The organism is Micromonospora sp. NPDC048898, assembly GCF_043198035.1.
In the GTDB taxonomy this organism is placed as follows: Bacteria; Actinomycetota; Actinomycetes; order Mycobacteriales; family Micromonosporaceae; genus Micromonospora.
The window spans coordinates 170,305-184,961 of record NZ_JBICUF010000005.1 but is presented as its reverse complement, the minus strand read 5'-3'; the positions used below and the strand labels follow the sequence as shown (position 1 = coordinate 184,961).

Below are 14,657 nucleotides of genomic sequence, written 5' to 3'. Positions count from 1 at the left end.
CATGACGACATACGACGTGGTGGCCGAGGGGCTGGGTAAGCGGTACGGCCCGACCCGCGCGCTGGACGCGTTCGACCTGACCGTACCGGCCGGCACGGTGTACGGGCTGCTGGGACCGAACGGTGCCGGCAAGACGACTGCCGTACGGATCCTCACCACGCTGCTGCGGTTCGACGCCGGCAGGGCCACTGTGGCCGGGTTCGACGTGCGACGTCAGCCGGACGAGGTGCGGGCCCGGATCGCGTTGACCGGGCAGTACGCGGCGGTCGACGAGACCCTGAGTGGCCGGCAGAACCTGGAGTTGTTCGGCCGGCTGTTCCGGCTGGGCCGGCGGGCGGCCCGCCAGCGCGCCGACGAACTGCTGGAACGGTTCGGGCTGGACGAGGCGGCGGGACGGTCCGCCGGTGAGTATTCGGGTGGGATGCGCCGCCGGTTGGACCTCGCGGCCAGCCTGATCCGTACACCGCGGGTGCTCTTTCTCGACGAGCCGACCACCGGTCTGGACCCGCGTAGCCGCAACCAGGTGTGGGACCTGGTCCGCGGTCTCGTGGCGGAAGGGACCACGGTTCTGCTCACCACGCAGTACCTGGAGGAGGCCGACCAGTTGGCCCACCGGATCTCGGTGATCGACGCCGGTCGGGTGGTGGCCGAGGGGTCGCCGAACGAGCTGAAGTCGATGACCGGCGGGGACCGGATCGAGGTGGTGGTGCGCGACGCCGACGACCTGACCCGGGCTGCCCGCATCGTCGCGCCGATCTGTGGCGCGGAGCCGGAGCACGATCGTGAGGTGCGGCGGCTCAGCGTCCCGGTGGTCGACCGGGTCGCCGGGTTGGTCGACGTGGTGCGGGCGTTGGACGACGCCGGGATCGCGGTCGAGGACATCGGCCTGCGGCGGGCCACGCTGGACGAGGCGTTTCTGTATCTGACCGGGCACCGGCCGGACGAGGCCCGCGAGCCCGTCGGGGTCGGCGGAAAGGCGGACGTGGCATGACGGCGGCGGTGGTCGACGGCTGGACGATGACCAGGCGGAACATGATCCACGTGGTCCGCGCTCCCGAGGAGCTGATCCTCTACTTCTCGCTGCCGATCATGTTCGTGCTGGTCTTCGGGTACGTGTTCGGCAGCGGCATGCAGGTGTCCGGTGGCGGCAACTATCGGGAGTTCCTGCTGCCCGGGGTGTTCGTGATGACGATGCTGTACGGGCTCGGCGCCACCGCGAGCGGCGTGGCACTGGACCTCAGCCGGGGTGTCGTCGACCGGTTCCGGTCGATGCCGATGGCCCGGTCGGCCCTGATGACCGGCCGCAGCGCCGCCGACCTGCTCCGCGCCCTGCTGGAGATGTCCACCCTGCTGGTCTGTGGTCTGCTCGTCGGGTGGCAGTGGCGACAGGGTGTCGGTAAGGCGTTGCTCGCCGTCGGGCTCCTCCTGTTGCTCCGGGTCGCGATCACCTGGGTCGGGATCTACCTGGCGCTGCTGGTCCGCAACCCGGACACGGTCGGTGTGATCGTCTTCCCGGCGGCGTTTCCGTTCACCGCGATCTCCAACGTCTTCGTGTCGCCCGAGCTGATGCCGTCGGTCATCGGGACGATCTCGCAGTGGAACCCGTTGTCGGCCACCGTCGCGGCGATCCGCGAACTGTTCGGCAATCCGGGTCTGGGTGGCGACTCCTGGCCGGCGGAGCACGCCATGCTGTTGGCGGTGGTGTGGCCGGTGCTGCTGATCGCGACGTTCGCGCCGCTCGCGGTGCGCCGATACCGGCGGCTGAGCCGCTGACCCCTGCCCGCCGGTGGCCTGCCTGCTGAGGTCACCGGCGGGCGGGGCGCAGCGCGTACCAGGCGGCGCCGACGGCCAGCACACCGAAGCCGGCGAGGACGCTGCCGGTCGGCAGGTTGATCGCGAGCAGCAGACAGCCGAGCAGCCCCAGGCCGGCGAGCACCCGCACCGGCAGCCGCCGGCCCGGCTCCCGGCCCAGCGTCAGCGCCGCCGCGTTCGTGATCGCGTAGTAGACCAGCACCGTGCAACTGGAGAAGCCGATGGCGTCACGCACGTCGCCGAGCAGCACCACCACGATCACCACGGCGGCCACGGCCAGTTCGGCGCGCTGCGGCACCTGGCGTACGGGGTGCACGGCGGCCAGCGCACCGGGCAGGTCGTGGCGGCGAGCCATCGCCAGTGTGGTCCGGCCGACCCCGGCGACCAGGGACAACAGCACCCCGACGACCGCGATGGTGGCCCCGGCGCGAACCACCCAGGCCAGGCCGGGCAGCCCGGCGGCGGTCACCACGTCGACCAGGGGCGCGGCGGAGTCGGCCAGCCGGTCGGCGCCGAGCACGCCGAGCGTGATCACGGCCAGCACCAGGTAGATCGCGAGCACCACCCCGAGCGCCAGCGGCACCGCGCGGGGAATGGTCCGCTGCGGGTCGCGGACCTCCTCGCCGAGCGTGGCGATCCGGGCGTACCCGGCGAACGCGAAGAACAGCAGCCCGGCGGCGGCGAGCACGCCCCGGGCCGAGCCGCCGGGCTCACCGAGCCGATCCAGGTGCACCGGCCCGCCCACCAGGCCGACGACCGCGACCAGGGCCAACACCGCGAGCACCAACGCGACCAGAGCTTTCGTCACGGTGGCCGTCTTGCCGATGCCGCGCAGGTTCACCGCGGTCACCGCGAGCACCGCACTGACCGCGACCAGCCGGGCCTGCCCCGGCCACAGGTACGCCCCGATGGTCAACGCCATCGCCGCGCAACTGGCCGTCTTGCCGACCACGAAACCCCAGCCGGCCAGGAAACCAGCGAACGGCCCGAGGCGCTCCCGGCCGTAGACGTAGGTGCCGCCGGACTCCGGATAACGAGCCGCCAGCCGCGCCGAGCTTGTCGCGTTGCAGAAGGCGATGAAGCCGGCCAGCACCAGCGCGGGCAGCAGGCCGGCACCGCCGGCCTCCGCCGCGGCCGGGCCGAACACCACGAAGATGCCCGCACCGAGCATCGAGCCCAGACCGATGACAACCGCATCGGGTACGCCGAGCCGCCGCGACAGTTGATCCACGAACCAGAACCCTAGGGGTACGAGGTGAACGGCCGGTCCCAGGCGGTTAACCGGCCGGGGAGCGGCAGGTCGTCCCACGGCACCCGGTGCAGCAGCCGGTCCAGGAAGAGCCCGATCAGCAGGGCTGCCACGCCGTCGGTGAGCCAGTGGAAGTTCAGGTATGTCGTGGTGACCAGCAGGATGGCCGGCGGGGCGAAACGGATCAGCCGGTGCACGGTCGGGTGCAGTCGCCCAGCCGTCAGCGCGGTCAGCAGTACGGCTATCACCCCGTACCAGAGGATCGCGTTGACGACGTGCCCAGACGGGTAGGACAGGTCGTACTCGGTGGGCGGCAGGTCATTGAAGATCCGAACCGACTGGGTCGGCGGCAGATCGGAGCTGGGCGCGGCCCGGTCGGTCAGGACCTTGAGCGGCCCGACCGTCAGGTACAGGAGCACGAACGCCCCCGCCACCAGCAGCAGCGGCCGGACGGTTCGGCCTCGCCAGGCCACCGTCACGGCGAGCGCCCCGGCGAGGGGCGTCAACAGCCAACCCCCCTGGCCGATGAGGTTGAACGCCCGTGCCGTCCAGTAGATCGGTGCCGGGTGGTGGGCATACGCCCATTCCCGGACCGCCAGATCCAGCCCGAGCAACGCGCCTGTGGCGAGGGCCACGGTCATCGCACCGAACCCGACCAGCAGCAGGGCGTCGAACCACCAGCCGGCCGGGCGGACGGGCCGTAGCCGCAGGTCACGTCGTACCGCCGTGGGTTTGAGCACGCGACCACGCTACCGGCCCGGTGCGAGGTCGGGGTGCGCGGCGCTGTGGGCCCAACCACGATCAGAGGCGGATGCGGGGGGTGACAGGTCATGCTTGTGCCCGTGCGGATCACGTCTGCCCTCGTGGACCCGGCGCTGCTCGACCTGCCCTGGTCGACACCGCTGGAGGAGTGGCCTGCCCAACACCTGGTGGCGCTGCCGCAGGGCATCTCCCGACACATCGTCCGGTTCGTCCGGTTGGGCGACTACGTGTACGCGTTCAAGGAGACCCGCGAGCGGATCGCCGAGCGGGAGTACGACCTGCTCCGGGCCCTGGAGCGGATCGACTTCCCGTCGGTCGAGGCGGTGGCGGTCGTCGCCGACCGACAGACCGACGACGGGGAACCCCTCGAATCGGTGCTGATCACGCGGCACCTGCAGTTCTCCCTGCCGTACCGGGCGCTGTTCTCGCACACCCTGCGGCCGGAGACGATGAGCCGGCTGCTCGACGCGCTCGCCGCCCTGATCGTGCGGATGCACCTCACCGGCTTCTTCTGGGGCGACTGCTCGCTGTCGAACACGCTGTTCCGCAGGGACGCGGGCGCGTTCGCCGCCTACCTGGTGGACGCGGAGACGGGCGCGTTGCACAACTCGCTCTCCAACGGTCAGCGCGGTGAGGACCTGGAGATCGCCCGGGTGAACATCTTCGGCGAGGCGTTGGACCTGCAGGCCGCCGGCCTGCTGCACGAGTCCATCGACCCGGAGGTGGTCTGCGAGGAGGTCGTGCAGCGCTACGAGCGGCTCTGGCACGAGATCACCTACGAGCAGGCCGTCGAGCGGGAGGCCCGGCACGACATCGAGGGCCGGATCCGCCGCCTCAACGAGTTGGGCTTCGACGTGGCCGAGGTGGCCATGTCGTCCATCGAGGACGGCCGTTACCTGGTCCGGCCGAAGGTCGTCGACGCCGGCTACCACACCCGGCGGCTGCTGCGGCTGACCGGTCTGGACGCCGAGGAGAACCAGGCACGCAAGCTGCTCAACGACCTGGACGCCTATCGGGCGGAGAGCGACCTGATCGACGAACAGCAGGCCGCGCACCGCTGGCTCACCGAGGTCTTCGAGCCGGTGGTCCGGGCCGTTCCCGCGCACCTGCGGCAGAAGCTGGAGCCGCAGGAGCTGTTCGCGCAGATCATCGAGCACAAGTGGCTGCTCTCCGAGCGGGCCGGCCGAGATGTCGGCATGCGCCACGCGGTCCAGTCGTACCTGGCCGACGTGCTGGTGCACCGCCCCGACGAGCAGGCCGTGCTCGGCGTCGACGTCCCGACCTTCAGCTGACCCCCCGGCTGGCCCTCCGCCAGCGACGCAGACTGCCGTCGAGCGCGGTCACGCATCCGACGGGGGCAAGCGCCGCAGGAGGGCTCGCGCTCACTTCACCCAGGTGCCGCCGCGAAGAACCCGGACCACGTTCAGGTCGGCGTCCAGCACCACCAGGTCGGCGCGGAGGCCGACCTGCAGGGAGCCCACCCGGTTGCCCAGGCCGATGGCGCGTGCCGGGGTGGTGGCCACCATCCGCGCCGCGTCGGCGATCGGGATTCCGGCATCCACGGCGTGCCGCAGCGCGGCGTCCATGGTCAGTGTGCTGCCGGCGATCGCCCCGTCGCGGGCGAGTCGGGCCACCCCGTCGGTCACGGTGACCGCCTGGCCGCCCAGCTCGTAGTCGCCGTCGGCCATTCCGGCGGCGGCCATCGCGTCGGTGATCAGCGCCGCGCGGTCCGGGCCCGCGGTCGCGGTGGCGAAGGTCAGCATGCCGTCGTGCAGGTGCACCCCGTCGGCGACCAGCTCGCAGATGACGGTGGGCGCGTCGAGCAGGGCCACCACCGGGCCCGGCTCGCGGTGGTGCACGGGACGCATGCCGTTGAACAGGTGGGTGCCGACACTCGCACCAGCGGCGATCGCGGCGCGGGTCTGCTCGTACGTCGCGTCGGTGTGGCCGACCGCCGCCACCACCCGCTGCGCGGTGAGCAGCTTGATCGCCTCCAACGCGCCGTCGCGTTCCGGAGCGAGGGTGACCATCCGGACCGCTCCCCGGCCCAGCTCGATCAGCTCGGCCAGCTCGTCGGTCGACGGGTCGCGCAGGTACTCGGGGTTCTGCGCGCCGCAACGGGCCGCGGAGAGGTAGGGCCCTTCGAAGTGGACTCCCGCAAGCACGCCCTCGTCGACAAGTGGTGCGTACGCCTCGGTGGCCGCGCGCATCAGCGGGAAGGGCGCGCTGACCAGGCTGGCCAACAGGGTGGTCGTGCCGTGCGCGAGGTGGAAGTCGGCCGCCGCCCGGGCCTTGTCGGCGTCCCCGGTGGTGAAGGTGTGCCCACCACCGCCGTGTGTGTGCATGTCGACGAAGCCGGGCAGGATCCAGTGTCCGTCCCGGACCGACGGATATTCGGCCACCGCGGTGATCCGATCCCCGTCCCACTCGACGCAGCCCTGTCGGATGACACCGGTCGGGGTCACCACTCGGCCGTCCACCCGCACGGTCATCGCTCCTCCAGATGGTCTCCGACGCGGACCGCGTCTTGGTCTCCGACGCGGACCGCGTCTTGGTCTCGGACGCTTACCGCGTCCAGGGCGAGTAGGGCGGCGCCGAGGCAGCCAGCCTCGTCGCCGAGGGCCGCCGCGACCAGCCGCGGCTCCCGGTGGAAGGTCATCCGCTCGTGCAGCGCCGCGCGTAGCGGGATCAGCAGCCGGTCCCCGGCCTGGGCCAGGCCGCCGCCGAGCACGATCGTCGCCACGTCGAACAACGCCTGCCCGGTGGCGAGGCCGTCGGCGAGCGCCTCGACCGCCTCCTGCCAGACCTGGCCGGCGAACGGTTCCCCGGCCGCGGCACGCTCGGCCACCTCGGCGGCCGTGGCCGCCGCACCAGCCAGCTCCGCGTAGCGGCGGCCGATCGCCGCGGCGGAGGAGACCGCCTCCAGGCAGCCGGGTCGACCGCAACCGCAGCGGGGGCCGTCGGGCCGGACCAGGATGTGGCCGATCTCCCCGGCGGCGCCGTGCGCGCCCGTCGAGGCCGAGCCGTCGACCACGTGCGCGGCCGCGATGCCGGTGCCGATCGCCACGAACAGCACCTGCCCGGTGCCGCGTCCAGCACCGAGGCGGGCCTCGGCGAGACCACCGACGCGCACGTCGTGGCCGAGCGCCGTGGGCAGACCGAGCCGCGCCACCGCCAGGTCCCGCAGGGGTACGTCCCGAAAGCCCACGTTCGCCGACCAGACCGCCACGCCGCGCGCCTCGTCCACCACCCCGGGTACGGCGATGCCGACGGCGATCGGGGTGAGCCCGTCGGCGCGGGCCTTGGCGGCCAGCCCGTCGGCCACGTCCAGGATCGTGTCGACCACGGCTGTCGGGCCGCGTCCGGCGTGTGTGGGGTGCCGCTCGGTGCGTACCGCGACGCCGTCCGGTCTGACCAGGGCGCACTTCATGCCGGTGCCGCCCACATCCAGCGCGACGACGACCTGGTCGGCGGGCCCGGCGTCGCCGCCGGTCACGCCAGCACCACCGACCGGGAGAGGTGTCGGGGCGCGTCCGGGTCGAGGCCCCGGCTGGTCGCCAGCGCGACCGCGAAGCGTTGCGCCAGGATCAGGTCGGCCATCGGGTCGACAGGTGTACGACCGGCGGACCAACTGCCCAGCACCGTGCGCCAACCGTGCGTGCGACTGTGCACGAAGGCCGCGCCGGTGGCGGCCACGTCCTCAGGAAGCCCGTCAGGTAGCTCGCCGAACGCCCACACCAGCCGGCCCGGTGCGGCGACCGAGATGGGCCCGTGCCGGTAGTCCATCGCCGGGTACGCCTCGGCCCAGAAGGTCGCCGCCTCACGGCACTTCAGCGCTGCCTCCTGGGCCAGCCCGACCGTCCACCCCCGACCGAGGAAGGTGACCTGCCCGATGGTGGTCGGGTCGATCGGCAGCGGGGATCGCACCGCGACTTCGGCGTCCGCGGCGAGCGCGGTCACCGGGTCGCCGAGGTGCGCCCGGAGCAGGGCCAGTGCGGTGGTCGCGAAGCGGGTCTGCACCACCGACCGCTCGTCGGCGAAGGGCATGGCCACCACGGCGCTGGCCAGGTCGACGGCCGGTGACGCCGGGTCACCGACGATGACCGTGGTGGGGGTGGTCCCGCGCAGCGCGGCGAGCAGTTCCAGCACCTCCGTGGTGGTGCCGGAGCGGGTGATCGCGATCAACCGGTCGTAGTGGCGGCCGGCCGGGAACTCGGATGCCTGGAACGCGTCGGTCTCGCCCTGGCCGGCCTGCTCGCGGCGGCCCGCGTACGCCATCGCCATGAACCACGACGTGCCGCAACCGACGACGGCGACCCGCTCGCCGGGGCGCGGCAGGTCACCGTGGACGACCTCGGCCAGTTCGGCGGCCTCCCGCCAGCAGTCGGGCTGGCTCGCGATCTCCGCGTGCACGTACGCCATGGGAAAACTCCTCGCAGGGGCGACCGGTGCGCAATATGGCTCGTTAGGCACGTATTTCGCGCGTCATTCTGCGCGAACGCCGGTGGCCGTGGCAACCGGCCACCCGATCGCGCAGGTCAGTCTTTTGCGCCAGCCTAGTTTTGCGCACTAGTGTGCACGCAATCAATCACCGTCCGTGTCACTGGAGGGCCCCCGCGGTGGACCGGTACGCCAGATGGAACGCCCTGCTCGAGATGCTGACCGACAACGGCCGGGTCAGCGTCGAGGCGGCAGCCGAGCGGCTGGACGTCTCCCAGGCCACCATCCGGCGTGACTTCGACCAGCTCGCCCAACAGCAGATGATCACCAGGACCCGGGGCGGCGCGGTCGCCAACGGCGTGTCGTACGACCTGCCGCTGCGCTACAAGACGGCGAAGCACTCGGCCGAGAAGCAGCGGATCGGGGCGGCCGCGGCGGCGCTCGTCACGCCGGGCACCGTGGTCGGCCTGAACGGCGGCACCACCAGCACCGAGGTGGCCAGGGCACTCGCCGTGCGCCCGGACCTCAACACCAGTGCCGAGGGCGCCCAGCTCACCGTGGTGACCAACGCGCTGAACATCGCCAACGAGCTGCTGGTCCGGTCGCGGATGAAGGTCGTGGTGGCCGGCGGGGTGGTGCGCCCGAAGTCGTTCGAGCTGGTCGGCCCGCTGGGCGGGGCGCTGCTGCGCGAGGTCACCCTGGACGTCGCGTTGCTCGGCGTGGACGCGATCGATCCGCACCTCGGCGCGGCCGCCCACCATGAGGGGGAGGCCGCGATGAACAACCTGATGGTGGCCCGGGCGAAACGCGTGGTGATCATCGCGGATTCGTCCAAGCTGGGGGGTCACGCCTTCGCCCGGATCTGTCCGATCGAGCGGGTCGAGACGCTGGTGACCGACTCGGGTGCCGCCCCGGAGGTGGTGGACGCGTTCCGCGTCGCCGGCGTGCAGGTGATCTGCGCCTGAGCGGTCACGCTCTGTCGATGAATGCGCCCCTTCGGCGCGTCGATGCATACCGCGTATTGCGCGTGCCTGCATACCGCGTATGGTGTCGGCTGTCACGCCCACCCATCGGGGGAGGTGCAGCTTGCCAGCTGTCCTGGAGATCGAAGGTCTACGTAAGACGTACAAGAGTCGTCGACGCGGCACCCGCAACGCGCTCGACGGCTTCGACATGCGGGTCGACGCAGGGCAGGTGCACGGCTTCCTGGGCCCCAACGGGTCCGGCAAGACCACCACGCTGCGTACCCTGCTCGGCCTGATCCGACCCGACGGCGGCCGGATGTCACTGCTCGGGCACGAGGTGCCCGACGCGCTGCCCACGGTCGCCGGCCAGGTCGGCGCGATCGTGGAGAGCCCACAGTTCTTCCCGCACTTCTCGGCCCGGGACACGCTGTCCCTGCTGGCCGGGGCGGGCGAGGTGCCGGCCGTCCGCGTTGACGAGGTGTTGGAGCTCGTCGGGCTGCGCGACCGGGCCGGCGAGCGGGTCAAGACGTACTCGTTGGGCATGAAGCAGCGGCTCGCGGTCGCGTCGGCCCTGCTGAAGAACCCGAAGCTGCTCATCCTCGACGAGCCGGCCAACGGCCTCGACCCGGGCGGCATCCGGGAGATGCGCGGGCTGATGCGCACCCTCGCCGAATCCGGGATGACAGTGGTGCTGTCCAGCCACATCCTCGGCGAGATCCAGCTGATCTGCGACTCGGTCACCATCATCTCGCTGGGTCGGCGGGTCGCCTTCGGCCCGGTCGACGAGGTGCTCGCACAGCACTCGTCAAGTGCGGTCCGGATCCGGCTGGAGGCGGTCAGCGACCTGCCGGCGGCCACCGAGGCGCTCACCCGGGCGGGGATCCAGGTCACCGAGCACCCCGACCATCTGATGCTTGCCGGCGTCGACAAGCCGGCCTCGGTGACGCGGCTGCTCGCCGAGCAGCACCTCTACGTCAGCGAGTTGGCGCCGATCGCCGTCGATCTGGAGAGCGTCTTCCTCGAACTGACCGCCACCGCACCGGTCCCCGGTCAGCACCGGCAGGTCGACGAGTCCATGCATGTCGGCGGGGCGGCTCAGCCCGGCCCCGCCGGAGGAGGGTGGGGCGCGTGAGCCTCTTTCGTACGGAGTTGCGCCGGCTCACCAAACGGCGGTTCACCAGGTACATGACGCTGCTCGGCCTGCTGGTGCTGGCCGCGGTGGTGGTCGGCGTGTTCTTCACGAACCAGAAGATCGGCGCGGCGCAGTACGCGCAGGCCGAGCGGGAGGCCGACCAGCAGTACCAGGCGCAGGTGCACTGGAGCGAGCAGGAGCGAGTCGCGTGCGAGCAGGCCAAGACGGCCGGCACGACGAACAACCGTTACCCGGAAGACTGCTCGGTGATCACGCCACCGTCCCGCGACCAGTTCTCGGCGGAATGGTATCTGCCCTCGACGTTCGACTTCCGGGAGACGTTCGACGAGACGCTGATTCCGTTCGCGGCGATCTTCGCCCTGGTCGGGTTCGTGGTCGGCGCGTCATTCGTCGGTGCCGAGTGGAGCACCGGCGGCATGATGAACCTGCTGCTCTGGCGGCCGAAGCGGCTCACCGTCCTGCTCACCAAGCTGGCCGCGCTGCTCACCGGCATGCTGGCGGTGACGCTGCCCGCCGCGGTGCTGTGGTTCGCCGGGTTCTGGGCGATCGCCAACTTCCGGGGGACCACCGAGAAGATGACCTCCGGTGCCTGGCAGTCGTCAGTCCTGACCGGCGTGCGGGGGCTGGTGTTGGTGCTGGTGGTCACCACCATCGGCTTCGCCCTCGCCTCCCTGGGGCGGCACACCGCGATGGCCCTCGGTGGCGTGGTGGCGGTGATGGTGGTCGGCCAGTTCGGCCTGGGCATCCTGCTCTCCATGGCCGGCGTGCGGTTCGCCGAGGCATGGCTGCTGCCCACGTACATGCTGGCCTGGATGACGAAGACGGTGAAGCTGGAGGACTGGAACTCCTGCAACGCGACCTTCAGCGGGGAGTGCAAGCCGGCCACGATGGACATCACCTGGCAGCAGTCCTCGATCCTGCTCTCGGTCGCTGTGGTGGTGATCCTCGGGGCGTCGCTCTGGGTGATGCGTCGCCGCGACATCTCGTAGTTCCCACATTCGACACGAAGGTCCCCGGTGCGCGAAAGATGCCGGGGGCCTTCGTGTGTTCGTGGGTGCGACCACCTGCCGCGAGGCTGGCGTGCCAACCGCGCCGGCTGGTGCGACCCAGGTCGTCCCTGGCTAGGCTGAGTGCCATGTCCGCCGACGCCACCCCGGCCGCCCCCGAGCCGTCCACTGACGCTCGTCGGGGTGACCTCCCGGGTGCCGTCGCGCCGGCGGTTCCGACTCCGCGGCCGGTGCCGCCCATCGAGAACACCGATGACACCGAGTTGGACGACGGGGCCGACGTCGCGCCCAGCGTGCCAACACCCGGGCTGACCGAGCGGGAACGGGCCATCCTCGCCTTCGAACAGCAGTGGTGGCGACACGCCGGCGCCAAGGAGCAGGCCGTCCGAGACACCTTCGGGATCTCGTCGACCCGCTATTACCAGCTGCTCAACGGGTTACTCGACAACCCGGCCGCGCTGGCCGCCGACCCGCTACTGATCGGCCGGCTCCGCCGGTTGCGCGCGTCGCGCGCCCGCAACCGCCGCCGCTGAAACACACCCGCGATCTTGCACTTTGTGTCGCCGCTGCACGGCCTTTGCACGCATTTGCCGGGGCAACAAGTGCAAGATCGCGTCGTCAGTTGCCGGCACGCCCTCCGCATGTTGGCTGGTCAGGCGGGTAGGCGACCCCGGACTCAGGAAGGGAGCGGGGGATGACGGCAACGAACCAGAGCGGATCGCCGGGCGATAGAGCGCAGCAGGCCCGGCAGGAGGCATCCCGGGTCGGCCAGCAGGCCACCCAGGCCGGTGGTCAGGTCGCCCACGTCGCCGCCGAGCAGGGCGGGCAGGTGGCCGCAGAAGTGCGGCAACAGGCCCGGCAGTTGACCGGCGAGGCCACCGGGCAGCTTCGGGACCAGGCGCAGACGCAGCAGCGGCGGGCCGCCGAGGGCCTGCGCGACCTGGGTCAGAACCTCGGCTCGATGGCCGAGCGGGGCGGCGATTCCGGGCTGGCCGGTCAGGTGGTACGCAAGGCGGCCGACGCCGCCCAGCAAGCCGCCGGGTGGCTCGACGAGCGCGAGCCTGGTGAGGTGCTCGACGAGGTACGCACGTACGCGCGGCGCCACCCGGGGACGTTCCTCGCGGGCGCGGCGGTGGCCGGGCTGCTGGTTGGGCGGCTCACCCGTGGCCTGACCGCACCGGCGTCTGGCAACGGTGGAGGTGCGAGCGCACCCGGCGGGCCGTCCCAGCCGCAGGGCACGCCCGCGGAGCCTGATCAGCCGTACGTGGGGACGGCACGGGCGCAGAACGTCTCGTCCGCCGATCAACAAGCACGGGACCTGCCCGGTGGGGTGGCCCCGTGAGCGCCCCGGAGAAGGAACGGACCCAGGCCTCGGTCGGCGAACTGCTGGGCGACGTGACCCGGGACATGTCCACCCTGGTGCGCAAGGAGGTCGAGCTGGCCAAGGCCGAACTCCGCGAGGAGGTCAGCCAGGTCGGCAAGGCCGGCGGCATGTTCGGCGGTGCCGGGGTGGCCGGCTTCCTGGCGGTGCTCTTCGTGTCGTTCGCCCTGTGGTGGGGGCTGTCCAACACGATGGACCAGGGGTGGGCGGCGCTGATCGTCGCGGTCCTCTGGGCCGCCGTGGCCGGCGGTCTCTTCATCAACGCCAGGACCCAGCTGAAGCGGGCACGTGCGGTGCTGCCCCGGACGAAGCAGACCGCCCGGGAGATGCCTGGCGCTCTGCGGGGTCAGTGAACGAGTCGGGAGGGAACAGATCATGTCCAGTGATCCGGATCGGATCCGGCGGGAGATCGAGACCACCCGCAACGAGTTGAGCAGTGACGTCGACGCGCTGACCGACAGGGTCAACCCGCGTCGGATCGCCGGTGACCGTGTCGGGCAGGCCCGCGACGCGTTCACCCGAGCGAAGGAGAAGATGATGGGCAGCTCAAGCCATCTGGGGCAGGAGACCGGCCAGCGGATGTCGCACGCGGCCGGCTCGGTCCGCGACGAGACCCGTTCACTCGGGCAGCAGTCCCGCGAGCAGGCGCAGGGCAACCCGATGGCTGCCGGCCTGGTCGCCTTCGGTGTCGGTCTGCTGGCCGCCTCGCTGATTCCGCCGAGCGGCCGCGAGCGGCAACTCGCCGGACGGGCGCGGACCATGGTGAGCGAGCACTCCGATCAGTTGCGCGGGCAGGCGAGCCAGGTGGGCCACCAGATGCAGGACAACCTGCGCGAGCCCGCACAACAGGCGGCACAGTCGGTGCGGTCCAGCGCCCAGCAGGGCGTGTCCGCGGTACGCGGCCAGGGCCGTTCGGCCGCCGGTCAGGTGCAGGGAGAGACGCATGCGGCCGTCGACGACCTCCGACAGCGCTGACCCTCCCGGTGTGCCGGGGCCGGTGCCGGTGATGCGGGTGCGCTCCGCGTCGGCGCCGGCACCGGGCCGGCCGGTCAACGAGGACCTGGTCTTCCAGGTCGGCCCGTTGGTCGGCGTCCTGGACGGCGCGACGGTGCCGCAGGGCTTCGACACCGGCTGCATGCACGGGCCGGAGTGGTACGTCCGGCACCTGGCCGCCCGGATCGGCGTCGCCGAGGCGGTCCGCCCGGCGGCACGGCTGACCAGCAACCTGGCCGCCGCCATTCTCGCGGTCCGCGCCGACCACGGCGGGCAGTGCGACCTGGACCATCCGGGCACCCCGTCCAGCACGGTCTGCCTCCTGCGCGACTGCGGTGACCAGGTGGACTACCTGGTGCTCTGCGACAGCCCTCTGGTCCTGGACGCGGGCGGTCAGGTCAGCGTGGTCACCGACAACCGGCTGGACACGGCGATGGCGGAGCTGCGGGAGACGGTGGCCGCCGTGCCGGGTGGCGCGGCGGACCCGGTCACCCGGTTCCGGCACGCCGTGAGCGTCCAGCGGGAACGGATGAACCGCACCCACGGCTACTGGGTGGCGGCTGCCGACCCGGACGCGGCCTTCCACGCGGTGACCGGGACGATGCCCCGGCGAGGTCCGGCGGCGATCCGCCGGGCGGCACTGCTCAGCGACGGCGCGTCCAGCGCGGTGGAGCAGTTCGCGCTCACCGACTGGACCGGTCTGCTGGACCTGTTGGGGGCCGAGGGGCCGGGCGCGTTGCTCGACCGGGTCCGGGCCGCCGAGCGCGAGCATCCCGACCGGTTGCGTCGGCACAAGCCGACCGACGACGCGTCGGTGGTGTTCTGCGAGTTCGGATCGGCGGTTTCCACACCCTGACACCCGGTTGGGTGACAACAGAGCGTGATGTGGGACACC

Annotated in this window: 16 protein-coding genes; 11 read left to right on the top strand and 5 right to left on the bottom strand. The window is 71.8% G+C overall.

Annotation, left to right across the window (positions count from 1 at the left end; all coding sequences use genetic code 11):
- Position 1: 1 nt before the first annotated feature.
- On the top strand, positions 2–991 hold the full coding sequence (locus tag ACGFIQ_RS16550) for an ATP-binding cassette domain-containing protein (protein WP_393244333.1): 990 nt from the start codon (positions 2–4) through the stop codon (positions 989–991).
- Complete coding sequence (locus ACGFIQ_RS16545) at positions 988–1,773, top strand: ABC transporter permease (RefSeq protein WP_393244331.1); 786 nt, start codon at positions 988–990, stop codon at positions 1,771–1,773. The genes ACGFIQ_RS16550 and ACGFIQ_RS16545 overlap by 4 nt, the downstream gene beginning before the upstream one ends.
- A 31-nt stretch (positions 1,774–1,804) precedes the next feature.
- Here ACGFIQ_RS16545 and ACGFIQ_RS16540 read toward each other — a convergent pair whose 3' ends face one another.
- Together ACGFIQ_RS16540 and ACGFIQ_RS16535 are read right to left on the bottom strand one after the other, a co-directional pair.
- A complete protein-coding gene (locus tag ACGFIQ_RS16540; protein WP_393244329.1) occupies positions 1,805–3,043 on the bottom strand; it encodes an APC family permease in 1,239 nt (412 codons plus the stop codon).
- An 11-nt stretch (positions 3,044–3,054) separates the two neighbouring features.
- The gene (locus ACGFIQ_RS16535) at positions 3,055–3,801 is read right to left on the bottom strand and encodes a phosphatase PAP2 family protein (RefSeq protein WP_393244327.1); all 747 of its coding nucleotides are present in this window, start codon (positions 3,799–3,801) and stop codon (positions 3,055–3,057) included.
- Positions 3,802–3,891: 90 nt separating this feature from the next.
- On the opposite strand from ACGFIQ_RS16535, the gene ACGFIQ_RS16530 reads away from it, so the two are divergent.
- Complete coding sequence (locus ACGFIQ_RS16530; protein WP_393244325.1) at positions 3,892–5,115, top strand: DUF4032 domain-containing protein; 1,224 nt, start codon at positions 3,892–3,894, stop codon at positions 5,113–5,115.
- A gap of 90 nt (positions 5,116–5,205) precedes the next feature.
- Here the strand turns inward: ACGFIQ_RS16530 and nagA are convergent, their stop codons facing one another.
- Genes nagA through ACGFIQ_RS16515 form a run of 3 tightly spaced genes read right to left on the bottom strand, consistent with a single transcriptional unit; the run spans position 5,206 to position 8,245 of the window.
- Positions 5,206–6,315 (bottom strand): N-acetylglucosamine-6-phosphate deacetylase, encoded by a 1,110-nt coding sequence (nagA, locus tag ACGFIQ_RS16525; protein ID WP_393244323.1) that lies wholly within the window; start codon positions 6,313–6,315, stop codon positions 5,206–5,208.
- Positions 6,312–7,319 (bottom strand): ROK family protein, encoded by a 1,008-nt coding sequence (locus ACGFIQ_RS16520; RefSeq protein WP_393244321.1) that lies wholly within the window; start codon positions 7,317–7,319, stop codon positions 6,312–6,314. Before ACGFIQ_RS16520 ends, nagA begins: the two co-directional genes overlap by 4 nt.
- The gene (locus ACGFIQ_RS16515) at positions 7,316–8,245 is read right to left on the bottom strand and encodes an SIS domain-containing protein (protein WP_393244319.1); all 930 of its coding nucleotides are present in this window, start codon (positions 8,243–8,245) and stop codon (positions 7,316–7,318) included. The genes ACGFIQ_RS16520 and ACGFIQ_RS16515 overlap by 4 nt, the downstream gene beginning before the upstream one ends.
- 197 nt (positions 8,246–8,442) lie before the next feature.
- On the opposite strand from ACGFIQ_RS16515, the gene ACGFIQ_RS16510 reads away from it, so the two are divergent.
- The 8 genes from ACGFIQ_RS16510 to ACGFIQ_RS16475 all read left to right on the top strand — a co-directional run bounded on the left by ACGFIQ_RS16510 (position 8,443) and on the right by ACGFIQ_RS16475 (position 14,618).
- The gene (locus ACGFIQ_RS16510; protein WP_357068116.1) at positions 8,443–9,228 is read left to right on the top strand and encodes a DeoR/GlpR family DNA-binding transcription regulator; all 786 of its coding nucleotides are present in this window, start codon (positions 8,443–8,445) and stop codon (positions 9,226–9,228) included.
- 121 nt (positions 9,229–9,349) lie between these two features.
- A complete protein-coding gene (locus ACGFIQ_RS16505) occupies positions 9,350–10,360 on the top strand; it encodes an ABC transporter ATP-binding protein (RefSeq protein ID WP_393244316.1) in 1,011 nt (336 codons plus the stop codon).
- Complete coding sequence (locus ACGFIQ_RS16500) at positions 10,357–11,370, top strand: ABC transporter permease subunit (protein WP_393244314.1); 1,014 nt, start codon at positions 10,357–10,359, stop codon at positions 11,368–11,370. The genes ACGFIQ_RS16505 and ACGFIQ_RS16500 overlap by 4 nt, the downstream gene beginning before the upstream one ends.
- A gap of 146 nt (positions 11,371–11,516) precedes the next feature.
- Positions 11,517–11,921, top strand: coding sequence for a DUF3263 domain-containing protein (locus tag ACGFIQ_RS16495; protein ID WP_393244312.1), 405 nt, complete (start codon positions 11,517–11,519; stop codon positions 11,919–11,921).
- Between the two features lie 161 nt (positions 11,922–12,082).
- A complete protein-coding gene (locus ACGFIQ_RS16490; protein ID WP_393244310.1) occupies positions 12,083–12,730 on the top strand; it encodes a hypothetical protein in 648 nt (215 codons plus the stop codon).
- Entirely contained in the window at positions 12,727–13,122 is a 396-nt protein-coding gene (locus ACGFIQ_RS16485; RefSeq protein ID WP_393244308.1) for a phage holin family protein, read from the top strand. The genes ACGFIQ_RS16490 and ACGFIQ_RS16485 overlap by 4 nt, the downstream gene beginning before the upstream one ends.
- A gap of 22 nt (positions 13,123–13,144) precedes the next feature.
- Complete coding sequence (locus tag ACGFIQ_RS16480; protein WP_393244306.1) at positions 13,145–13,744, top strand: DUF3618 domain-containing protein; 600 nt, start codon at positions 13,145–13,147, stop codon at positions 13,742–13,744.
- Entirely contained in the window at positions 13,713–14,618 is a 906-nt protein-coding gene (locus ACGFIQ_RS16475) for a hypothetical protein (protein ID WP_393244304.1), read from the top strand. The genes ACGFIQ_RS16480 and ACGFIQ_RS16475 overlap by 32 nt, the downstream gene beginning before the upstream one ends.
- Positions 14,619–14,657 lie beyond the last annotated feature (39 nt).